At 69.9% G+C, this 22337-nt stretch carries 19 protein-coding genes; all 19 read right to left on the bottom strand.

From position 1 onward, the window contains the following. Positions 1-8: 8 nt before the first annotated feature. Positions 9-929, bottom strand: a complete 921-nt coding sequence (locus tag EV691_RS15290) for a serine/threonine-protein kinase (RefSeq protein ID WP_131297725.1) — start codon at positions 927-929, stop codon at positions 9-11. After that, positions 926-1645 (bottom strand): PP2C family protein-serine/threonine phosphatase, encoded by a 720-nt coding sequence (locus EV691_RS15285; RefSeq protein ID WP_131297726.1) that lies wholly within the window; start codon positions 1643-1645, stop codon positions 926-928. The genes EV691_RS15290 and EV691_RS15285 overlap by 4 nt, the downstream gene beginning before the upstream one ends. Next, positions 1645-5103 (bottom strand): type VI secretion system membrane subunit TssM, encoded by a 3459-nt coding sequence (gene tssM / locus EV691_RS15280; protein ID WP_131297727.1) that lies wholly within the window; start codon positions 5101-5103, stop codon positions 1645-1647. Before tssM ends, EV691_RS15285 begins: the two co-directional genes overlap by 1 nt. Continuing rightward, positions 5100-5960 (bottom strand): type IVB secretion system protein IcmH/DotU, encoded by an 861-nt coding sequence (gene icmH, locus EV691_RS15275; protein ID WP_131297728.1) that lies wholly within the window; start codon positions 5958-5960, stop codon positions 5100-5102. The genes tssM and icmH overlap by 4 nt, the downstream gene beginning before the upstream one ends. A 4-nt stretch (positions 5961-5964) precedes the next feature. Further along, the gene (gene tssK / locus EV691_RS15270; protein ID WP_131297729.1) at positions 5965-7296 is read right to left on the bottom strand and encodes a type VI secretion system baseplate subunit TssK; all 1332 of its coding nucleotides are present in this window, start codon (positions 7294-7296) and stop codon (positions 5965-5967) included. A gap of 3 nt (positions 7297-7299) precedes the next feature. Then, positions 7300-7770: a type VI secretion system lipoprotein TssJ gene (gene tssJ / locus EV691_RS15265; RefSeq protein WP_131297730.1), complete on the bottom strand. Its 471-nt coding sequence runs from the start codon at positions 7768-7770 to the stop codon at positions 7300-7302. Beyond that, the gene (gene tagH / locus EV691_RS15260) at positions 7767-8939 is read right to left on the bottom strand and encodes a type VI secretion system-associated FHA domain protein TagH (RefSeq protein ID WP_131297731.1); all 1173 of its coding nucleotides are present in this window, start codon (positions 8937-8939) and stop codon (positions 7767-7769) included. Before tagH ends, tssJ begins: the two co-directional genes overlap by 4 nt. 12 nt (positions 8940-8951) lie before the next feature. Then, the gene (locus EV691_RS15255) at positions 8952-9089 is read right to left on the bottom strand and encodes a type VI secretion protein (protein ID WP_089169746.1); all 138 of its coding nucleotides are present in this window, start codon (positions 9087-9089) and stop codon (positions 8952-8954) included. Between the two features lie 72 nt (positions 9090-9161). Next, a complete protein-coding gene (locus EV691_RS15250) occupies positions 9162-10676 on the bottom strand; it encodes a sigma-54-dependent Fis family transcriptional regulator (RefSeq protein ID WP_131297743.1) in 1515 nt (504 codons plus the stop codon). Between the two features lie 10 nt (positions 10677-10686). Further along, the gene (gene tssH / locus EV691_RS15245; protein ID WP_131297732.1) at positions 10687-13245 is read right to left on the bottom strand and encodes a type VI secretion system ATPase TssH; all 2559 of its coding nucleotides are present in this window, start codon (positions 13243-13245) and stop codon (positions 10687-10689) included. Positions 13246-13250: 5 nt separating this feature from the next. Continuing rightward, positions 13251-14264: a type VI secretion system baseplate subunit TssG gene (gene tssG, locus EV691_RS15240; RefSeq protein ID WP_131297733.1), complete on the bottom strand. Its 1014-nt coding sequence runs from the start codon at positions 14262-14264 to the stop codon at positions 13251-13253. Continuing rightward, the gene (gene tssF, locus EV691_RS15235; RefSeq protein ID WP_131297734.1) at positions 14228-16018 is read right to left on the bottom strand and encodes a type VI secretion system baseplate subunit TssF; all 1791 of its coding nucleotides are present in this window, start codon (positions 16016-16018) and stop codon (positions 14228-14230) included. Before tssF ends, tssG begins: the two co-directional genes overlap by 37 nt. Positions 16019-16052: 34 nt before the next feature. Further along, entirely contained in the window at positions 16053-16334 is a 282-nt protein-coding gene (locus EV691_RS15230; RefSeq protein ID WP_242672498.1) for a hypothetical protein, read from the bottom strand. A gap of 115 nt (positions 16335-16449) precedes the next feature. Beyond that, positions 16450-17424, bottom strand: coding sequence for a DUF6402 family protein (locus tag EV691_RS15225; RefSeq protein ID WP_131254662.1), 975 nt, complete (start codon positions 17422-17424; stop codon positions 16450-16452). Positions 17425-17433: 9 nt separating this feature from the next. Continuing rightward, on the bottom strand, positions 17434-17967 hold the full coding sequence (locus EV691_RS15220; RefSeq protein ID WP_131297736.1) for a PAAR domain-containing protein: 534 nt from the start codon (positions 17965-17967) through the stop codon (positions 17434-17436). A gap of 11 nt (positions 17968-17978) precedes the next feature. Further along, positions 17979-18383, bottom strand: a complete 405-nt coding sequence (tssE, locus tag EV691_RS15215; RefSeq protein WP_131297737.1) for a type VI secretion system baseplate subunit TssE — start codon at positions 18381-18383, stop codon at positions 17979-17981. A gap of 6 nt (positions 18384-18389) precedes the next feature. Then, positions 18390-19865 carry a type VI secretion system contractile sheath large subunit gene (tssC, locus tag EV691_RS15210; RefSeq protein WP_131297738.1) on the bottom strand — a complete coding sequence of 492 codons (1476 nt, stop codon included), beginning with the start codon at positions 19863-19865 and terminating at the stop codon, positions 18390-18392. Between the two features lie 27 nt (positions 19866-19892). After that, complete coding sequence (tssB, locus tag EV691_RS15205) at positions 19893-20399, bottom strand: type VI secretion system contractile sheath small subunit (protein WP_131297739.1); 507 nt, start codon at positions 20397-20399, stop codon at positions 19893-19895. A gap of 18 nt (positions 20400-20417) precedes the next feature. Beyond that, a complete protein-coding gene (gene tssA, locus EV691_RS15200; protein ID WP_131297740.1) occupies positions 20418-21980 on the bottom strand; it encodes a type VI secretion system protein TssA in 1563 nt (520 codons plus the stop codon). Between the last annotated feature and the right edge of the window lie 357 nt (positions 21981-22337).

Here is a 22337-nt window from a genome sequence, read left to right as displayed (position 1 = left end):
CGGTTTCCTTATCCGTGGGTGAGCCGCAGCCAGCGGCGCAGGCGCCCCGGAACCGGCGCGCGGAAGGCGGCCAGCAGGCCGGCGGCGTCGATGCGCCGCTTGGCCGGGTCGAAGGCCAGGGCGGTGCGCAGGGCCGGCCAGCAGTGCGGCGGCAGTCCGGGCGGACGTGTCAGGCTACGTTGCAGTTCCTGTTCGCGGGCCTGGCGGGCGTCGAGACGGGCGAAGGGATGGCGGCCGGCAGCGAGCTCGTAGAGCAGGCAGGCGAGGGCGTAGACGTCGGCGGCGGCACTGAGCGGCGCGCCGTCGAGCAGCTCCGGGGCGGCGTAGCACGGCGTCCAGGCGGCGAAGCGCTCTCGGTCGAGGCGCGGCAGGCCGGGCAGCGCGCCGGGCAGCGGCTGGCCGAGGCCGAAGTCGATCAGGCGCAGGCCGTCCTCGGCGAGGATCGCGTTGCCCGGCTTGAGATCGCCGTGCAGCACGCCGCGGCGGTGGGCGTGCGCCACCGCCCCGGCCAGCGCCATGGCGATTTCGCCCAGCTCGGCCGGGGCCAGCCCCTCGGGACGCTCGTCGAGCAGCTGGTCGAGGCCCGGGCCGCGCAGCAGTTCCAGGGTGAAGAAGGCGCGGCCGCTGGCCGGGTCGAGGTCGAAGGCGTGGGCGCGCACCACATGGGGATGATGCAGCCGGCTGGTCAGGGCGAACTCGGCGTGGAGCAGGGCGTCGGCGTCGGGGTAGTCGGCGAAGTCCGCGGCGAGGGTCTTCAGCGCCAGCACGGGTTCGGGGTCGCCGAACTGCTCGCGCAGCAGGTCGCGGGCGCGGTACACCGCGCCCATGCCGCCGACGCCGAGCAGCCGCTCGATGCGGTAGCGGCCGGCGACCAGCGCGGGCAGTTCGCCGCATGCCGGGCGGACAGCGGAGGAGGGCAGCAGGCTCATCGGCGGATCACCACGGCGCTGAGGTTGTCCCGCGCCGGCCCGGCCAGCGCCTGCGCGAACAGGCGCTCGATGGCCAGCGTGGCGAGGGGCAGGTCGAGGGCGGCGCCGAGGGCCGGCGGTGCCAGGTTGCGGTGCAGGCCGTCGCTGCAGAGCAGGAAGCGGTCGCCGGGCAGCGCCTCCAGCTCCAGGCTGTCCAGCACCAACTGCTCGTCGACACCGACCGCGCGGGTCAGCGCCTGGGCGTTCGGATGGCGGGCCGCCTGCTGCGGGCGCAGGCCCTGGCGGTCGATCAGTCGCCGTTCGAGCGAATGGTCCCGCGACAGCTGGTAGAGGCGACCAGCGCGCCACAGATAGCAGCGGCTGTCGCCGGCCCACAGGCAGACGACGCGCGCGCCTGCAGCCAGCAGGACGACCAGGGTGCTGCCGGTCGGTCCGGCAGCATGTGTCGCCGCCTGGACCAGTTGGCGATTGGCCTGCTGCAGGCACTGGCGGACCTGTGCCAGGCGCTGCGTCAGGCCGCCCTCCAGCGCCAGGTCGGCCAGGCCGTCGACGATCAGCCGGCTGGCCAGGGCGCCGCCTGCGTGCCCGCCCATGCCGTCGGCGACCGCCCACAGGCCGGCGCCGGGCCGTTCCAGCACGGCGTCCTCGTTGCGGGCGCGGACCTTGCCGGTCTCGCTGCGCGCGGCGCTGCGCCAGGGGGATGCGAGGACCGTCATCACAAAGCCGCCGGCAGCTTGAAGTCGCGCAGCAGGGCGAGATCGAAGGGGTTCGGCGAGCGCTGGCTGTGCAGCAGGTAGCGCGCCTGGCGGCCGTCCAGATCGGCCTTGAGCAGCAGCACGTCGCGGCCGCGGTGGTGGTCGATCTCCAGCAGCTCGAGCAGGCGGAACAGCGCCCAGGGCCCGCCGCTGCGCTCGATGCCGACGCGCCGCCCGCCGAGTTCCTCGACCACCAGGCTGGCGCGTCCGTCGCCGGCTTCCACCGGCCAGCGGAAGGCTTCCGGCACGATGGGGCCGTGGCGGTATTCCAGCTGGCGGTCGCCGAGGCGGAATTCGGCGCGGCCAAGGCCGGCGTCCAGCGCGTAGGGTTCCAGGCGGAACGGCACCTGCGGCTCCTCGGGGTTCTCGGCGAAAAAGCTGCGCTGGATGCCGCGCAGCCGGCCCAGCTGGGCGAGGAATTCGGCGGACAGCGGCAGGCCGCGGCCGTCGACCTGGCGCGGGCGGTACTGGCCGGGGCTGCCGCCGAGGAAGGGCTCCAGGTAGCGCTCGAAGAAGCTGTCGGCGACGCCGCGGACCTTGAAGAAGGCGCGGAAGTCGGCCAGCGCCACCTCGCTCGCGCTGGCCGCGTCGAACGGATAGCGCTGGCGCAGCGAGTCGCGATAGACGGCGTACAGCTCGCTGCGATAGCGCTGCTCGAGGTGCTGGTGGGCGCTGGCGAGGATCAGCCGCCAGGCGTCCCCGGCGAGCAGCGCTAGGGCGTTGCCGAGCGGCGGCGGCAGGCGCGTGGCGCTGCCCTGCAGTTGGTCGATGGCATCGCGCCGGCCGCCGAGACGCGCCCGGGCCTGTTCGAAGGCGACCTGCTCGGGCGCACCGGCCTGGGCCAGGCCGGCCAGCTGCAGCTGCAGGGCGTCCAGCGCCTGCAGGGTGGCGGCCAGCTCGGGCGCGGCGCCGCCGGCGTCGTCGAGCAGCCGGTGCAGGGGCGCGAAGCGCCGCTCCAGAGTCTGGCGCGCGCCGTCCGCAGGGTGCGGCGCCAGCTCCGCGGCGGCCTTGCCGGGCACTGCCGAAGTCTTCGCCAGCGCTTCGCCGGACGCCTCGGCGAGCGGCGCAGGACCGTCCAGGCGGGTGTTGTCGCGCACTTCCTGGAGCAGGGCGAGCAGCGGCGAGTTGGCCGCGCCCAGCCCGGCCAGTTGTTGGGCGCCCTGCGCCAGGCCGCCGAGGGGTTCCAGCGACAGCCGCGCCAGGGCCTCGCCCCAGTGATTGGCGTAGTCGCGGAAGTACAGCTGCTCCAGCTCCGTCAGCAGGCGCTCGAAGTCCTTGCCGCTCAGCTCCTCGCTCTCGCCGAGCACCCAGTTGTCGCGCAGCAGGCCGCGCACCAGCCCGGCGCCCTGGGCGACGAAGAACTGCCGGTAGCCGCTCTGGGTATAGAAGCCGGGGATCGGCTGGTCGGCACCGCGGATCAGCGCGCCCTGCGGGCCGAGCTTCGCGGCCAGGCGGTAGTCGGGCAGGCGGCGCGCCTGTTCGCCGAGCATGCGGTAGACCACCGTGGCCAGCGACTCGCGGCGCAGCGCCTCGCGGGCCTGGGCGAGCAGGCGCTGATCGAGCGGGTAGGCGGCGAAGGGCCCGGCGAGCAGGCGGGCGAAGTGCTCGTTCAGACCGTGCTGGGCGACGGCATCGCCCGGATGGCGCTGCGACCAGTCGGCGGCCAGCCAGTCCTTGAGATAATCGGCGTCGCGGCGCTCCTCCAGGCTCAGCATCAGGTAGGCGCGCAGGCTGCCCAGCAGGCGCTCGCGGTCGCCGAGACTGGCGCGGATCTGCGCTTCCAGCTGGCGGGCGACGCGCGGCAGCAGCAGCTCCTCCAGCTGGCGGCGGTAGGCGCGCTGCAGGGTCGGCGCGACTGCGCCGCCCTGGTACAGGCCGCCGCGTTGCAGCCAGGCGATTTCGCCGGCCGGCGGGAACACCCGGGTCGCGGCATGGCTGGCGTCCAGTGCCGCCAAGCTCTCGCGGGCGCCGTCGCGGGCGCCGAGCGCCTGGCGTTCGCGTTCGAGCCGCTCGGCGCTGGCGCGCAGCTGTTCGAGGCGCTGGTGGTTGGCGGAAAAGCCGTTGGCCCAGAAGGCGCCGAACAGTGCCAGGCCGGCGAGGGCGCCGGCGTAGAGGGCCCGCTGGCCCCAGTCGAGGCGCCGCCGCCGTTGCGGGTCGAGTCCGGCCAGCCCCGCCTCGGGGAAGATCACCCGCTCCAGCAGCTGGCGGATGAAGCGTGCGCGGCCCTGGCGCAGGCTTGGCAGGTTGCCGGACAGGCCCAGCCGTCGGCCGATGCCGGCGGTCAGCGGGTCGAGCTGCAGGTCGAGGTGTGGCGCGCTGGTCAGGTAGAAACCGCGCAGCCGGCTGGCGCGCTGGTAGCGGTTGCCGGCGAAGGCCAGTTCGACGAACAGGCACAGGCGCTCGCCGAGCAGGCCGAGCTGGCGGGGGAAGTCGAGGATGCGCCCGCGCCGGCGGCTGTCGCGCTCCTGGTGCAGGCGGGCGATCAGCTGGTCGTTCAGCCGGCGCAGCAGCGCCTCGAACTCCCCGCGCACCACGGCGACGGCGGTGCCGTCCTGCTCGCGGCGGAAGCTGGCGCCGAACACCTGCTCGCTCTCCTCGCGCGACAGCTGATCGAAGCACTCGTCGAAGCCCGGCAGCCGGTCGGCCTTGCCGAGCACCAGGTAGACCGGCAGCTCGACGCCCAGGCGGCGGTGCAGCTCGTGCAGGCGCTGGCGGATCTGCCGGGCCAGGGATTCCAGTTCGGTTTCGCCGGCTTCGCCCAGCCATGCCAGGGGGACGTTGACCAGCACGCCGTCGAGCGGACGGGCGCGGCGCCGGCGCAGCAGGTCGAGCAGGGCGTGCCAGGCCGCGCCGTCGATGGCCGGCTCGGGCTGGGTCAGGTAGCGGCCGGGGCTGTCGATCAGCACGGCGCGCTCGCCGAAGTACCACTCGGCGTGGCGGGTACCGGCGATCTCATGGGTCAGGCGCCCGGCCTCACCATGGTTGAGCGGGAAGTCCAGCCCGGAGAAGTCCAGCAGGCTGGTCTTGCCGCTGCCCTGGGGGCCGAGCAGCAGGTACCAGGGCAACTCGTCGCCTTTGAGGGTGCGCAGGGCGTCGTGGAAGTTCTGCTGCAGGACGGCCTGTTCCTCGCCGATCAGCCCCTCGCGGCGCAGGCGCTCGCGGGCCTCGTCATCAGCTTCTTCAGCCAGCTGGCGGCGGCGGGCGCGCCAGCCGGCGAAGACCAGCGACAGCCCCCAGGCCAGGCAGAGCAGGGTGATGCTGAACAGGCGGCTGGCCGGCGATGCCCAGACCTTGTGCTCGGCGACGGCCAGCAGCGGACCGGCGTACCACAGGAGAAGGGCCGCGAGCAGCAGCAGGCAGAGACTCCACACCCAGGTCCGGCGGAGGCAGGCGACGAGCGTGACAAAGAGGCTCCTCATGGCTTCTGCTCTCCCGCGACTACCTGAAACGGCTGCAGCACGCGCTCGCGCTGCTCGCCGAGCACCCAGGCGAAGCCGCCGTAGAGCAGCGCCAGGCAGAGCAGGGTGGACAGCGCCAGCAGCCCGCCGGGGACGCTGCGCACCAGGCGCCGGCGGCCGTCCTCCAGGCCCTGCCAGTGCGGCGAGATTTCCCGCGGCACGTCGCCGCGCAGCTGGCGGATCTGCCGGTACAGGGCGTCGCGGATCGCCTCCAGCTCGAGCATGCCGCGCGGCAGCACGCGGTACTGGCCCTCGAAGCCGAGCGCCAGGCACAGGTACATCAGTTCGAGCAGCGCCAGGTGCTTGACCGGGTTGCGGCCGAGCCGCTCGAGCAGGCGGAAGAACTTCTCGCCGCCGAAGGTCTCGTTGTGGAAGCGGCTGAGCAGGCTCATCTGCGACCACTCGCTCTCGTTGCCCCAGGGCGTGCTCACCACCGCCTCGTCGAGCAGGGTGCAGAGCACGTAGCGGGCGGCCATCACCTCGCTGTTCTCGAGCCCGGCCTGCAGGGCGCGCTGCTCGAACAGCCTGAGTTCGTCGCCGAGCCGCCGGTTGAGCGCGTGCAGATCCTCGGCCTGCCCGGCGTGCCGGAGCTGCACCGCCTCGGCGAGCAGCGCGGCGGCGGCGCCGGCCAGCGGATTGAGGCCGAGGGCGAAGGGCTCCGCCGGGCGCAGGCGGGCGGCGTAGATCATCCGCTCCTCGAGTTCCTCGTAGCGCGGCGGCGCGGCGAAGTCGGTCAGCGGGCTGTGTGCCGGGGCCTCGCCCCGGCGGTTGAGGATCACCGTGCGGTCGTCCTCGGCGTAGTCCATTTCGTGGATCATCGAGTCAGTTCCTGATCGCCCAGAATTTCAGTTCCAGTCCGGGCAGTTCGCCGGAGACGTGGAAGGCGAAGCCGCCGGAGTGTTCCAGCTGTGCCAGTTCCTCGGCGCCGGGCTCCACGGCGAAGTAGGTCTTGCCGGCGTGGAAGGGGATCTGCCGCGGCGCCACCGGCAGCGGCCGGACGCGGATGCCCGGCAGGTGCAGGTTGACCAGCTGGCGGATGCGCTCCACGGCGCCGACCTTGAGGTGCGCCGGCAGGCGCGCGCGCAGTTCCTCCGGGTCGCACTGGGCGCTGGCGGCGAGCACGAAGGCGGCGCTGCCGAGCAGCCGGTGGTCGTGCAGCGGCGAGACGCGCACGCCGTACTGGCGCTGCTGCAGCGGCAGCTCGATGGCGTGCTGTTCGAGCACCATGGACAGCACCTGGCGCAGCGCCTCGAGCAGTTGGCGAAAGCTCGCGCCCTGGTCGGCGTGCAGGTAGCGGCCGTCCAGACGCGGGCGTTTGCTTTCGCTGGAGAAGGTCGCCAGCTCGCCGAGCATCCCGAGCAGCTCGCGGTAGAGCTGCTCGGGATGCACCCGCTCGAGGCCGAGATGGTGGCGCAGCACCGGTTCGTGGCGGTTGATCAGTTGCAGCATCAGGAAGTCGCCGACCTCGGCGCCGCCGACGCTGCCGGTGGCGCGGATACGCTCGGCGAGGACGTCGCCGCGCTGGGCGAGCATGCCGATCACCTCCTTGAGACAGGACAGCAGCCAGGATGAAGCCTGCACGTCGAGGAAGCTGGGCACGAACTGCGGGTCGAGGACGATGGCGCCATCCGGGCCGCTGTCCTGGATCTCGCAGAGCTTGAGGCGCACCCAGGCCTGCTCGCCGTGCGCCTCGCCGAGCAGCAGGCGGAAGTCCGGGCGGGCAATGGCGACCGCGCTGCTGGCGCCGTCGCCGGCATTGCAGTCGGAGACCTCTCGGTCATGGGCGACGTAGCGCGCCAGTACGTCCTTCTGCTCGGCGCGGCGGGTCTCGATATGGTTGCCGGTGACCAGCGGCAGTGCCAGGTACACCGGGGTGCCGGCGCTGCCGGGCGGCACGTCGAGAACCAGCGGCTCGCCGCCGGCGTCGATCTCGAACAGGCTGCCGTCGGGCAGGATGCCGCTGGCGGCGCTCAGCACCAGCTTGCCGAGGGCGAGGAACTGGCGGTCGATCTCCAGGGCGGAGAAGCCCCAGGCCTGGCCGCTCAGCAGGCGGGTGCGGGTCCTGAGCTGTTCGTCGTGGTAGCGGTCGTTCTGCTGGAAGTGCTGGGGGCGCAGGAGCATGCCCTCCTGCCAGATCACCTTGTGCTGGGGCATGGGTCAGTCCTCCGCCGGCTGGCGTTCGATTCCCCGGGCGCCGAATGCCAGCGCGATGCGGTTGCGCGCCCGCTCGTCGAGGGGGACGACGTAGCGCCACGCGCTGTCCGGCAGGTCGCGGTAGGCGGCAAGCACGCCCAGGTAGCGGCTGCCCGGCTGCACCGAGAGCTTCAGCTCGCGGTGCTCGCCGGGGCGCAGCTCCTGCTCCTCCTGGGCCGCCAGATCCGGCGCCAGGGTTTCCTTCGGACGCTGGTAGAGGCTGAAGAAGTCGGCGTTTTCGAAGGCCACCGGATGGCGCAGCTCCATGAGGCGCAGCACGATGGGCGAAGGCCGGCCGTGCAGGTCGGGATTGAGCCCGTCGCTGGCGGCGAGTCTCAGGTCCAGCTTGGTCAGCCCGGAATGGGGCGACAGCGCCGAGCAGCCGCCGAGCGCCAGCAGCAGGACCGGAAGAAGGGGGCGAAGCATGGGGGTCATCCTTGCAGGTCGGTGTCGAGGGTGGCGATCAGGCGCACCTGTTCTTCGTAGGCGCGGGCGAAGTCGCGGGCGAACAGCCGTTCGCGCCACTCGTCGTCGCGCTCCAGCGCCCGGTGCAGGCGACAATAGGCGCGCCAGCGGCTGCCGGCGGTGGCGATGAGCGGCTGGCGTTCGCGCTCGAAGCGCGGGATCAGCCGCTCCGGGGCGAACTGGCCGAGCAGGCCGCCGAGCGCCGCGCGGCTGCCGGCGAGCAGCGCCACCTGGTGCGCCTGCAGGTCGCGGAAGGCACGGCCGAGCGCCTGTGCTGCAGGCAGCTGGCCAGGCCGTCCGCCGCGCAGCAGCGCCTCCAGCGTTGCGGCGCTGTCGGTGCCGTGCTTGAGCGGGTTGTACCCGGCGCCTTGGAAGGTGGTCTGCGCCAGGCGCAGTTCGCTCTTCAGCTCGCTGCGGGTGCGCAGGGCCTGCTGCAGGTGGCCGACGCTTTGCCGGAGCAGGCGCGCGGCCTCCAGCGCCAGGGCCTCGCGGGCGTCGTCGTCGAGATCGGCGAGGTCGATGCCGAGGGCCGCGCCGTAGCGCTCCCAGAAGTCGGCCGACCTCCGTGCCGCGGAGGGCTCGGGCGACGGTGCGGTTTCCGCCATCACCAGCTCCGGCAGCATCAGGCTTTCCCGCTCGATGCGCGCCGCGTCATGGGGCTGGCCGGGCGGCATGGGCAGCGGGCCGAGCAGGGCGAAATCGTCCGCCGCGGCGGACTCCTCCAGTGCGGCGAGCGGGTCGAGTTCGAGAAAGGCGTCGTCGGGGATCAGGCTGCCGGCCGGCTGCGGGCAGCCGACCTCGGCCTCGAAGGCCGCCCCCGGGAGCAGTCGCGCGCGGATCTCGATGTCGCCCAGGCGGTACACGCAGCCATGCTCGATGCGCTGCGGACGGCCCTTGTCCAGGCTGGTCCCGCTGTCCTTGAGCTGGATGCCGTTGCTGCTGGTGTCGGTCAGGTAGAAGGCGCCGTCGCGCCAGCTGACCTCGGCGTGATGGCCGGAGAGGACGCGCCGGCGGTCGGGGATCACCCAGTCGCAGTCCTCCGCCCGGCCGATGCTGCCGCCGGCCTGGCCGAAGATCTTGCGGGTCGGCAGATCCGGCGCAAGCGCTGCTGCGCCGAGCACTTCGAAAACCAGTTCCATGGCCTCTTCCTTTCAGCGCTGGCCGCGCTCGAGCGCCTGCGGATCGCCCAGCGGGCGGTACTGGTGGTCGTCGAAGCGATAGTTGCCGCCGCAGCCGACGAGGCTCAGGGCCAGGACCAACAGGACGGCGGGCCCGCAGAGGGTCTTCATGGACGTTTCTCCAAAGGTGAAAGGTGGTTCCACGTGGAACAGGCAGTCGGGCAGTCGGGCAGGCGCATGGGCTCACAGGTCCGCCGCACGGATGTTCAGCCGTTCCATGCGGTACAGCAGGGTGCGCCGCGGCAGGCCCAGCTCGCGGGCGGCCTGGCTCTGGTTGCCGCCGTTCTTGCGCAGGCAGTCGAGCAGCAGGTTGCGCTCGACGCGCTCCAGGCGCTGGCGCAGGTTCAGGGTGCTGTCGTTATCCTCCGGGCCCCGGCGCAGGTCGAAGTGCTCGGGGAGCAGCTCGCCGCCCTCGCAGAGCAGCACGGCGCGCTCCACCAGGCCCTTGAGTTCGCGCACGTTGCCGGGGAAGGCGTAGCCGGCCAGCTGCTCCAGCGCGGCGTCGGACCAGCGGCAGGCGTCGCGGCCGAGGAAGGCGCAGGCCTTGGCGGCGAAATGCCGGGCCAGGCGCAGGATGTCTTCGTCGCGCTCGCGCAGCGGCGGCAGCTCGATGGGGAAATGCGCCAGGCGGTAGAACAGGTCCTCGCGAAAGCGTCCCTGCTCGACGAGGGCGCGCAGGTCGCGGTGGGTGGCGGCGACGATGCGCACGTCGACCCGGTGGGTCGCGGTGGCGCCCAGCGGACGCACCTCGCCCTCCTGCAGCACGCGCAGCAGCTTGGCCTGCAGGAGCGGCGGCAGATCGCCGACCTCGTCGAGGAACAGGGTGCCGCCGTCGGCGGCGTCGAACAGCCCCGGGCGGTCGCGATCAGCGCCGCTGAAGGCGCCCTTGCGGCAGCCGAACAGCTCGCTTTCCAGCAGGCTCTCCGGCAGCGCGGCGCAGTTCTGCGCGACGAAGGCCTTGCTGCGGCGCAGGCCGCAGTCGTGGATGGCGCGCGCCACCAGCTCCTTGCCGGTGCCGGTCTCGCCGGTGAGCAGCACGCCGACCGGGTTGTGCAGCACCTTGCCGATCAGCCGGTAGACATCGCGCATCGCCCGGCTGTCGCCGATCAGTCCGTAGTCGGAGGCGGACGGCAGCGCCGCCGGTCTTTCCGCGGCGGGCTCGATTTGTGAAGCATGCAGGCGGCCGAGCAGCCGCCGCTGGGCGAGGACGAAGGCGCCAAGCTGCGCCAGGGAGTCGGCGAAGCCCTGCAGCGCGCGGGCGCGCCGGCTGGCAACCAGCAACAGGCCGGCGACCTGTCCCTGTCCATTCGTCAGCGGCAGGCACAGCAGGCTGCGCCAGGGCTTTGATCCTTCGGGCAGAAAGTCGCCCGGGTAGAGGCTGGCGTCCAGCTCGTCCAGGCAGAGCCTGCGGTTCTGGCACAGGCAGTACTGCAGCAGCTGCCCAGCGTCGTAGTCGCTGGGCAGGCTGGCGGTCTCGCGGGGCTGCAGCCGGCCGTCCAGCCACTGGGCGGCGAGCTCCAGGCGACTGTGTCCGGCGTCGAGCAGGTACAGCTGGCCCAGCTCGCCGGCGGACAACTGCGCCGCCGCCTGCACCAGGCCGTCCTGCAGGGCGCCGGCACCGCTGGCGCGGGCCAGGCGCGCGTAGTGCCCGAGCAGCGCCTCGGCGTAGCGCAGGGGCTGCGGGATGCAGGCGAACAGCGGTGGCAGTTCAGGCGAATTCACAGATCAGCCCTCCCTGGCCGTCGAGGGTGGCGTGCACGCGCTGCACCGGCTCGCCGCCGGCCATCGCCGCCAGCAGGCGGTCGACCACCAGGGGCTGCAGCTGGCGCTCGAGCAGCCGCTCGATCGCGCGGGCGCCGCTGTCGTCCCGGCCGCAGCGTTCGGCCAGGTGTCCGACCAGCGCCGGGCTGTGGCTGAATGCGAGGCGGCGGCGCTGCAGGCGTTCGGCGAAGCGCGCCAGCTTGACCTCGACCAGCTCGCGCAGACGCTCGTCGTCCAGCGGGTAGTAGGGCACCACCTCCATGCGCGCCAGCAGCGCCGGCTTGAAGTGCCGGGCGAGCAGCGGGCGGATGGCCTGTTCGAGTGTTTCGGCGGCTGGCCGGCCGTCGGTGCAGAGTTCGACGATGCGCTCGCTGGCGAGGTTGGAGGTGAGCAGGATCAGGCAGTTGCGAAAGTCGATGCGGCGTCCTTCGCTGTCGGTGGCCAGGCCCTTGTCGAAGATCTGGTAGAAGAGGTTGAGCACCTCGGGATCGGCCTTCTCCACCTCGTCGAGCAGAATCACCGAGTAGGGCCGCTGGCGCACCGCCTCGGTGAGCAGGCCGCCCTCGCCGTAGCCGACGTAGCCGGGCGGCGCGCCGATCAGCCGGGCGACGCTGTGCTTCTCCTGGAACTCGCCCATGTTGAGCATGGTGAGAAAGCGCTCGCCGCCGTACAGCAGGTCGGCCAGGGCCAGGGCGGTCTCGGTCTTGCCGACGCCGCTCGGGCCGACCAGCAGGAACACCCCGAGCGGCGCGTCGGCGCGGTTCAGCCCGGCGGCACCGGCGCGCAGGGCGCGGTCGAGGACCTGCACCGCCTGCTCCTGGCCGCGCAGGCGCCGGCGCAGGTCGCCGGCGAAGCGGGCGATGCGCCGGTTGTGCTCGCGGGCCAGCTGCTCCAGCGGCACCCCGCTCCACTGGGCGATCACCTCGGCGACCAGGCGCGGGCAGACCTCGAAGCTGACCAGCCGCTGCCCGGCCTGGGCGGCGGTCAGTTCCGCCTGGACCTGTTGCAACTCGTCCTGCCGCGCGGACCGCTCCGTGTCGTCCGCCCCGGCGCCTTGCCGGCGCAGTTCGAGCAGCCGTTCGGCCAGAGCGCGCTGAACACTCCAGTCATTTTCCAGCGCCTGCAGTTCGTCGCGCAGCCTGGTCAGATGCTCCTCGAGGGCGGCCAGGGCAACGTCGTCGATCCCCAGCCCGGCATCCCGGTCGCGGCACAAGGCCTGCCGGCGGCGTTCGTCCTCGGCGATCTCGCCGCGCCGGCGCTCGATGGCTTCGGGGGCGGCGACCAGGCCGATGCGCACCCGTGCGCAGGCGGTGTCCAGCACGTCCAGCGCCTTGTCTGGCAGCTGGCGGCCGGCCAGGTAGCGCGCCGACAGTTCGGCGGCGGCGACCACCGCATCGTCGCGCAGGTAGATGCCGTGACTCTTCGCGTAGACCGGTGCCAGGCCGCGCAGCATGGTCACCGCCTCGTCCACCGTCGGCTCGTGCAGATGTACCGGCTGGAAGCGCCGGGCCAGCGCCGGGTCCTTCTCGAAGTACTTGCGGTATTCGCTCCAGGTGGTCGCGGCGATGGTGCGCAGCGCGCCCCTGGCCAGCGCCGGTTTCAGAAGGTTGGCGGCATCCGCGGTGCCGGCCTGGCCGCCGGCACCGATCAGGGTATGCGCCTCGTCGATGAACAGGACGATCGGCCGCGGCGCGGCCTGCACCTCGTCGATTAGCCCCTGCAGGCGCCGCTCGAACTCGCCCTTGAGCCCGGCGCCAGCCTGCAGCAGGCCGAGGTCCAGGCCGCGCAGCTCGACACCCTGGAGCGCCGGCGGCACCTCGCCGGCGGCGATGCGCAGGGCCAGGCCCTCGACCACCGCGGTCTTGCCGACCCCGGCCTCGCCGACCACGAGGGGGTTGTTCTTGCGCCGCCGGGCGAGGATGTCGATCAGCTGGCGGATCGCCCCGTCGCGGCACAGCACCGGATCGAGCCTGCCCTCGCGGGCCTGGGCGGTGAAGTCGTGAGTGAAGCGCGCCAGCATCGAGTCCGTGGCCGCTGCGCCGTTGCCGGCCGGCGCCTGGCGGCCGAGGGCGAAGTCGCGCAGGCGCCCGGCATCGATCCGGGCGAGCAGCGCCTGGTAGCGGGTGCCGGCATGCTGCAGCGGATTGCGCAGCAGGGCGAGGAGCAGCGCGGCGGCGTCGATGTGGCTTTGGCCAAGCTCCAGGCTGGCCTGCAGCAGGGCGTCCTGCAGCCACTGCAGCAGGGCCGCGGCGAACACCGGGTTTCGCGAGGCGCCGGCTTCGCTGCGCGGCTCAAGCACCCGGGCCAGCTCGTCGGGCTCGATTCCGGCGTCCTTGAGCGCGTGGCCCAGCAGGCCGTCCGGGCGCTCGAGCAGGCCGAGCAGCAGGTCCTCCACCAGCACCTGGCTGCCGCCGCGGGCCACACAGCGCTCGGCGGCGCCTTCCAGGTCGCGGCGGGTGTCGGCGTCGAGGGCCTGTACCAGCTGTTGCAAGTCGACGTTGATCATTCTCTCTATCCTTGAAGAGTCGTGCCGCCCAGGGTCACCAGGCCGTCGGCCCGTTCGTGGCCGAGCCAACTGGTCCAGCCCAGGCGGCAGGGATTGCCGGCGCCGATGCGCAGCGCGCGGAGTTCGTCGTGGCGCAGCTGCAGGCGGATGTCGTAGTCCAGCGGATCGCGCAGGGTGAAGCGCACCAGGGCGCGCAGCGGCGCATGGCCGTCTCCGATCGGCAGGAAGTCGTGGAAGCGCGTCCAGGAGAGTTCGCGGATGTGGATGCGGAACTTGCCGCTGCGGTCGCACACCTGCTCGCCGAGCACCAGGCTGTCGCCGAGGTGGCTGTTGGCCCGGCCGAGGCGGTTGCGCTGCTCGTCGGGGATCGCCACCCGGCGCTCCAGGCACTGCTCGATGTCGAATGCGGCGTGCTTGAAGTAGTAGCGCAGCACCGCCTCGATCAGCGCCGCCGAGTGGGCGCGCAGGCTGAGCAGGCCGAGGTAGGGCAAGAGGCGCTTCCAGTTGAGTTCCTCGGCCTGGCGGATGGCCTCGCCGCCCAGGCCGATCAGGGCGAACAGACGGGCAGAGAAGGGGTCAGCGGCGCCGCTGGCGAAGCGCGCGCGGTAGCGGTACTTGCGCCAGATCGGCAGCAGCAGGCGCTGCAGGCGGTCGTTGAACAGGTCGAGGAAGTCGCGGGTCGGGTTGCCGGCGCCGCCGTCGTCGAGGGCCTGCTCGCCGTAGAAGGCCGGCAGCGGCGAGCCGGCGCCGAACAGGCCGACCAGGTTGAGATACAGCCGCGCGCGCAGCCCGTCGTGTTCCTCGAAGAACTCGACGCGCTCGAGGTCGCTGCCGGGAAAGCCCAGGCTCGGGTTGGCTCGAAACTCCAGGCGCCGGTACAGGGCCTCTTCGTCCAGGCCGAGATGTGCGGCCTGCAGGCGCTCCAGCACCAGCAGCACGCCCTGGAACAGGCTGTACTCGCGGATGCCACGGCCGAGGCGGTTCAGAGCAGGGGCTGCTGCCCCATGCGCGGCGTCCATCGGTACACCTCTCCTTGGGTACTTTGCACCAGCAGCTCGTGGTAGGAATTGAGGCTGGCGTACAGGGCGAAGAATTCATTGAGCACCGAGGCGAACAGGAACAGCTCGCCCTCGCCCAGATAACAGTCGGGGTCCATGACCAGCTCGGTGCGCACCCCGCGCACCGGCAGGCCGCGGTGCAGGCGGTCGACCTGGCGGTGGGCGATGCGCCTGAGGCCGTCGAGGCGACGCCGGCCGATCCTTTCCGCCTGCTGGTCGTGATGCCGTGGCAGGTCGTAGGTTTCGAGGATCGCCTTGAGCGCCTCGACGTCGGCCAGCGACAGGTAGTTGAGCGACATGTTGCTGATCAGCTTCCAGAGGAAGTCGCGGTGCAGCGGCGGCGCGTAGCTCGGCGTCGGCGCACCGAGGTTGCGAAAGCGCAGGGCCTGCGGGGTACCCTCGGCGGGCCGGCAGATCTCGCCAGCGGCCAACTGCAGCGGCAGGTTGCGGTTGCTGCAGGTCAGCTCGACGGACAGCGTCTCCTGACGGTCGAGGGAGCGCGCGCCGAAGCTCAGCCAGGTTTCCAGGCCGTCGCCGAGCAGCGACGGCTGCTGGCGCACGCTGTAGTGCGGGCGGGCCTGCGGCACGTCGAAGCTGCGGTCGTGCTCGAAGGACTCGAAGGGCACGTATTCGGCGTAGCCCATGCCGCCCGGCTGCCAGCCGGTGACCCGCTCCACCGAGAACACCTCGCAGTGCTGCGGCTCGAACTCGGCCGGGCGCAGCAGGTACTGGTCCTGGCGGCCGTCCAGACGGATCGGGATGGCGTCGTGGGCGAACAGGTTGACCACCGGGGTGCAGTACAGGCGCAGGTTGTCCAGTGTCGGGCGGATGCGCCGGGCGCCGCCCTGGCGGATCGCGAAGCGCAGCTCCAGGCCGCGGGCCTGCCGGAGCAGCTCCGGCGGCAGGCGGCCGATGGCATCCAGGCCGCGCAGTTCGACGCACAGGAACTTGTCCTGGAAGGCGAAGAACTCCTGCAGGTGGCGGTAGCCGCGGAAGCAGTTCAGCGGATAAGGGATCAGCGCCTCGTCCTCGGCAAAGCCGGCCGGCTGCAGGCAGTCGGCGCCCAGGTGCAGCACGCCGGGCGGCTGCCCGTGGGCATCGGCGAGGGGCTGGCCGGCGCCGTCGAGCAGGCTCAGGCGGATGCCGTCCAGATGGCGCAGCAGGTCGAGGTAGAGCGACTGACCGATATAGCGCTCGCCGGCCAGGTGCAGGCGCAGGCGCTCGAGGCCCAGCTCGCCGAGGTGGCCGTCGGCCGTCATGCTCAGGCGCAGGCCGAGCAGGGCGCCGTCGCCCTGCACCGCATACTCCATCCCGCTCGGTGCCAGTGGCAGCACCTCGCAGGCGGCAGCGGTGCGGAAACGGCAGCTCACTCCCTGCACCGGATTTGCCTCCACCGGCGTGCCGCGCGGCACCGCCAGCGCCGGCCCCGGGCGCTGCAGCGGATCGAACTGCAGCATGGCGAAGGCCGGCAGCGGGCGCATGTAGTTCGGCCAGAGCAGGTGCATCAGCGAATGGGTCAGCTCCGGCAGCTCGTCGTCGAGCTTCTGCCGCAGCCGCCCGGTGAGGAAGGCGAAGCCCTCCAGCAGGCGCTCGACGTCAGGATCGCGCGCGCCCTGCCCGAGGAACGGCGCCAGCGCCGGATTGCGCTCGGCGAAACGCTTGCCGAGCTGGCGCAGGGCGCTGAGTTCGCTCTGGTAGTAGTGGTTGAAAGACATGCATCGGTCCTTGATTGATGTACCGGGATCAGGCTCAGCCGCACTCCGGCAAGGTCCAGCCCCGGTAGCCATCGCCTGTCGGGTAGATGGCATGGCCGTAAATCCATTTCGCCGCTTCGTCTTCTGCGAATTCACGCTGCCAGAGAAGCCATTCCGAGCTTTTCAGCAGGGCGTCATCCTGGCGATACACCCGGAAGAAGGCCTCACTGCTGAACAACTGGATCAACCGGCCTGGCACGCCAAGGCTGGCGTAGTTGGGGATATAGGCATCGATGCGACAGGCGCCCGTATCGCTCCATACCGAGTGATAGGGCATCGTGGTCCTGCTTAGAGTGAGCTTCACGTACAGCCAGGCGGTAGTAGGAGCCAGCGCCAAGATTGCCATGAGGATGGCAAACGCCTTGTAGAGAGTCCTTCGTGGCATGTTGTCCTCAGGCCAGCCCTGTGCGGGCTCTGTATTCGTCGAAATCAGTGATGCTCAAATGCACGATGATGGATACGGGGTAGCGCTTGATGGTGGAAAAGACGAGGAAGTCGCCACCCTTGTTGTACTTTTTGCGGTAGCTGTTGAAGCTGCCGTTGGTAACCTTGAAGTGACGAACGTCATTCGTATCGATACAGCTGGGCTCGGCGAAGTAATCGATGGGGCTTGGCCGGATCACGCCTCTCTTGCTCCAGTAACCCAGCAATTGGTCTTTGCCAACGTTGAGGAAATCGTAGGTATCGCGTACGTACAGGCCAATCTCCTCGATCTTGATGGCCGCGTATCCGTAATCGCTGGCCATGGCCCTGAGCTTGGTAGCGGCAATCTTGATGATGAAGCTGCCGAGGGCACCGTAAACATCATCCAGCGTATCCGTCGCCTTCTCCCAAGTGGTCGAGCCAACCTTGAAGAGATTGAACTGGATCGTGTCCTCCAACTGCATTGCGTTGTAATCGCCCAGGTCGAGGTAGTAGTTCTTCAGGGTGCGTTTTTGCGGGTCCAGCAAGCCAAGTCGCCTCAGGCGCGTCATTAGCATCATCAGGCCCTTGGAGAGCTGATCGAGCGGGGTTTTCAGGCGTCCGACCAGGGGGCTGAACTCCGTGACAGACGTCAGTTGGGCCACATGCTCTTCTACAATGGGCCTCACGCGATTCGAAGCACTCAGCAACCAGTCGAAGGGCAGGTCTGTCAGCAACTGTGCAGGGGGCAAGGTATTCGCTCGTATGTCCCCTAATTTGACTGCTTTTGGCATTTCATGAGCTGGGGCTGCAAACCACTTGCGCATCAGGCGCGCACTCTGCGTCCACTGCATATGATCCATGGCGGCAGGAATGTCGCTGATCTTGAAGTTCTCTATGGCTGCTTCCTTGCCGTCGGTTTGGCTGGCAGGGGTCAGTCGGGAATGAACTGGCTCGATTCGCATACTGGTTCCTCAGGCGATGACAAGCGCGGTTTGCGGCTCGAGCATCAGTACTACGTCTTCGGCCTGGTTGGCGCTGATGAACCGGGTCTTGCCACTCCCATCAGTGATACCCGTGACGACTTGCCCGGAATCCGTCTGCAGCCGGTAGGCTCGTCCGGTTACCGGGTCCCCCGTACTTGAGTCCCGCACGATGAAATGCTCGTTGAACGCCTGGCCCATACCAGAGGCAGGCATCGGTGCCGGTGGGGAGAAAGACGCCAGCGTATAGCTTGTCCCGATCACCACCGTCCCCGACCCGCCCACCACCACGTTCCCATGGCTACCCACCGAGCCCAGCACGGCCGCCGGCAGGCCGTTGATCAGCACGTTGGCGATCAGATCGCCTTCCAGCGCGCCGCCGCAGGCGGAGGCATCGCCCTGGCGGGCAGCCGACAGGCCGTCGAACAGCACATCGGGCGATCCGGCGGCGAGCGGGTTGCTGACGTGGCCAGGCAACGGGCAGTCGGTGGGGTCGCCCAGGCGGGCGGCGGGTTTTCCGGACATTCGGGCTCTCCCTAGCGGACCTGCACCTGGCCGCTGCCGTCCAGGTACGCGGTGAAGCTGACCTGGCGTCGGCAGCCGCCCGCATCCAGCAAGCCCTCGATGGCAAAGGCCAGAGTCAGCGGATCGGCGCTATGCGGCAGCGGCACGACCCGCACCTGCTTCAGGCGCGGCTCGCAGGTTTCGATGAAGCGTTCGATGGCGCTGCGTGCCTGCTGCAGCGAGTCGTGCAGGGACAGGCGCATGTCGTTGAGGTCGGGCAACCCGTAGTCGGGCTGCGCCTGCACGCTGCCCACCCGGGTGCCAAACATCTTTGCCAGATGGGCAGCCACCGAGGCCGTAACGGCTACCTCGCGGTCCCAGCCGGCACGCCGGCCGGCCTCGCCGGAAAGGCGCTCGAACAGGCTGCCGTAGGTCATGGGTGCTTACTCCTTGTCCAGCTTGCCGACCAGCGACAGGGTGAAGTCGGCGCCCATGTACTTGAAGTGCGGGCGCACGCTGAGGCTGACGCGGTACCAGCCGGGTTCACCATCCACATCGCCGACCTTGATCTGGGCGGCGCGCAGCGGGCGGCGGCCGCGGACCTCGGCGCTGGGATTGTCCTGGTCGGCGACGTACTGGCGGATCCACTTGTTCAGCTCCAGCTCGAGATCGCTGCGCTCCTTCCAGGCGCCGATCTGCTCGCGCTGCAGCACCTTCAGGTAGTGCGCCAGGCGGTTGACGATGAACAGATACGGCAGCTGGGTGCCGAGCCTGTAGTTGAGTTCGGCAGCGCGGCCTTCCTCGCTGTCGCCGAAGAGCTTCGGCTTCTGCACCGAGTTGGCGGAGAAGAATGCGGCGTTGTCGCTGCCCTTGCGCATGGTCAGGGCGATGAAGCCTTCTTCGGCCAGTTCGTATTCGCGGCGGTCGGAAACCAGCACCTCGGTGGGGATCTTGGTCTCGATCTCGCCCATGCTCTCGAAGCGGTGCAGCGGCAGGTCGTCCACCGCGCCGCCGCTCTGCGGGCCGACGATGTTCGGGCACCAGCGGAAGCGGGCGAAGCTGTCGGAGAGACGGCTGGCGAAGGCGTAGGCGGTGTTGCCCCACAGGTAGTGCTCGTGGTCGCTGGCCACGGTTTCCTTGTAGACGAAGGTCTTCACCGGATTTTCCTGCGGGTCGTACGGGGTGCGCAGCAAAAAGCGCGGCAGGGTCAGGCCAACGTAGCGGGCGTCTTCCCGCTCGCGGAAACTCTGCCACTTGGTGAACTGCGGACCGTCGAAATGATCCTTGAGATCCTTGAGGTCGGGCAGGCCGGTGAAGCTTTCCAGGCCGAAGAACCCAGGGCCTGCGGCGGCGATGAAGGGCGCGTGGGCCATGCTGGCGACGCTGGCGACGTACTGCAGGGTCTTCACGTCCGGCGCGCTCGGGTCGAAGAAGTAGTTGGCGATCAGCGCGCCCACCGGCTGGCCGCCGAACTGTCCGTATTCGGCGGTGTAGACGTGCTTGTAGAGGCCGGACTGGACCACTTCAGGGCTGTCCTCGAAGTCCTCCAGCAGGTCTTCCTTGGCGGCGTTGAGGATTTCCAGCCTGATGTTCTCGCGGAAGTCGGTGCGCTCCACCAGCAGCTTGAGTCCGCGCCAGGCCGACTCCAGGGACTGGAACTGCCGGTGGTGGAGGATCTCGTCCACCTGCCGGCTGAGCTTGGCGTCGATCTCGGCGATCATCCGGTCGACCAGGGCCTTCTTCACCGGCTCGTGCTCATTGTGCGGCTTGAGCAGTTCCTCGATGAAGGCGGAGACGCCGCGCTTGGCGATGTCATAGGCCTCGTCGTCCGGCGTCAGGCGGGTTTCCGCGATGATGCGCTCGAGAATGCCGGGTTCGGCCGTGCTCTGCTTCCGTGCTACTGCTGCGTTAGTGCTCATTCAATCAGCGTCCTTGTCGGGTTGGGGTCAGGCGTCCAGCTTGTCGCGGGCGGCGAGGCCCAGTTCGGCGAGCACGCGCTCGCGGGAAGCGTCGTCGGCCAGCGCGCTTTCGATTGCCTTGCGGAAGGCCGGAGCGTTGCCCAGCGGCCCCTTGAGGGCGACCAGGGCGTCGCGCAGTTCCATCAGCTTCTTCAGCTCCGGCACCCGCTCGACCAGACTGGCCGGGTTGAAATCCTTCATCGAGCCGATGTGCAGCTGCACGGGCAGCTCCTCGTCACCGGGCTCGTCCTGCAGGCGGTTGGGCACGGCGAAGGCCAGGTTCAGTTCCTGCTTGGCCAGCACCTCGTCGAAGCTATGCCTGTCGATGGCGATCGGCTTGCGGTCCTCGAGCTTGCGGGCGTCGGTGCGCTGGGTGAAATCGCCGAGCACCAGCAGCTTCAGCGGCAGTTCGATCTCTTCCTGGGCGCCGCCGGTGGCGGGCTTGAAGGTGACGTTGATGCGTTCCTTGGGGGCTACCGAGCCTTCTTTGGCCATGGGGTTCTCCGTGATGGGCTAGTCCAGTACCGCCTCGAGGTCGAGGTGGCACAACCTGCGGTGGATCTCGTCGCGGCGCTCTCGCACCGCGTGGTTCTGCGGCAACAGCTCGCAGCAGTGGTGCAGCAGGCGCAGCACCTCGAGGACGAGAGCGGGTTCCCAGGCGCCGAGACCGGCGGCCTGCAGTTCCTGGTCGAGGGATTCGAGCTGGACCTTGGCCAGTTCGTATTTCCTGGCGGCGAGGCACAGGCGGGCCAGGGCCAGCTGCCAGAAGCAGCGCTCGCGTCCGCCACGGGCGCCGTCCAGACCCTGCTTGAGGTGGCGCACCGCGCTCTTCAGGCCATCGTGACGCAGCAGCTGCAGAGCTTCCTCCAGCGCTTCTTCCCAGGCCGGTACGGCGCCCTGCACGGGCGGAGCGACTTCGCGACGACTATCCGCCGGCTGCAGGTGCGGCATGACCCGGGCGGCCAGCCAGGCGCGGGTCTCGGCATCGGCGAAGGGCGTACCGTCGTGAAAGCGCAGCGCCTCGAGGCCCGGCAGGCGCTGGAGGAACAGCGCCAGCTGGATTTCCACCTCGCGCATCGCCGGCTCGTCCTTCAGCCCCAGCAGGCATTCCCAGGCCAGGCGCTGGCCGTCGAGCCAGAACGGCGAGCGGGCAAGACTGGCTTCCAGGTCGACCAGCAGGTCGGCGTACAGCCCCTGGGCCAGGCGTTCGCGGTAGGCGCTCAGGCGATCCGCCGGCAGGCCGCGCAAGGCGGTGAGCTGCTCGGCGTTGCGCTCGGGCAGGGCGTCGATCGGCAGCCAGAGCAGGGTGCGCGCCAGGCGCAGCGGGCGCAGGTCGCTGGCCTTCTGCCTGAGCCACCAGGCGCACAGTGGCCGGGCCTGTTCCTGCAGGGTGCGCAGGGTCTTGTGCGCATCCTTCTCGCTGTCCACCGAGGCAGCGGCGGGGAGCATCTGGCTGGCGGCCTGCCTGACCTGGGCGAGGGCGGCGACCACCGGGCCGGCTTCCGGCTGGGCCTGGCCGGCGCGCGCGAGCATCTCGTCGAGACGCCGGCAGAGCGGCAGCAACAGTGGGGCTTCCGCACCGAGATGAGCGGAGAGGCAGCGCTCCAGGCCATGAAGTTGTTCGGCGAGGGCGCGGAACAGCGGCAACTGCTCGCCGACTGGTACGTGCTCGGCCAAGGCCCGCTCCAGGCGCGGCAGCAACCAGCCGATGGCGGCGCCGCGGGTGCGCGGCTTGCGCGGGTGCAGTTCGTCCCAGTGCGCGCGGCAGAGGTGGTGCAGCAGCCCGAGTCCGGCCTGCAGCCCAGCGAAGGATTCGCGCTGGAACAGCCCCCAAATCAGCCAGGCGGCTACGCGCAGATCCTTGGACTGCCCGGCGAGCAACGCCTCGCTGCCTTCGCAGACCTTCTGCCAGTCCACGCTACCGCCTTCGTGCAGCGCGGAACCCTTGCCGAGTTCGGCTTCCAGCGACTCGTATTCCGGCGAATAACGTATGTCGGCACCGGCGAAGTTGCCTTTGCCAATTGGCGATTGGGCCAGTTGCAGATAATGCGCAGCCAACTTGCTTGCGTGTTTCAATCCCTGAATTCCCGCCTGGAGAAGTACTACCTGTGTGACTTGGCAAAACCTCAGAACAACTCAAGAAACTCTACCTGTGCAACTTTTTGCGCAGTGAAAGTTGACTTCAAGTTTTCATAATCCCTGTGTGATGCGCATGCTAGACGCTTTTTGCCATCAAAAAACGTGATCATTTCGGGATTCATGAATTACCGTGAAGCGCTTTCCGCAAACTGCTTTGCAAAATCTCGGATAGGGTCTAACAAGCAAGCTCGAATTATTGGGTTCTTCGCGGAATCCTGGGAAAGCGAGGATTGACAGTCAGGGAAGCAGGTAAATTGGCAGTCGCCAAACTCACCAACCGCTGCCCCCTGCTGT

The sequence above is a fragment of the Azotobacter chroococcum genome, from assembly GCF_004339665.1.
Classification (GTDB): domain Bacteria; phylum Pseudomonadota; class Gammaproteobacteria; order Pseudomonadales; family Pseudomonadaceae; genus Azotobacter; species Azotobacter chroococcum.
This window is presented reverse-complemented; position numbering and strand designations above follow the sequence as displayed.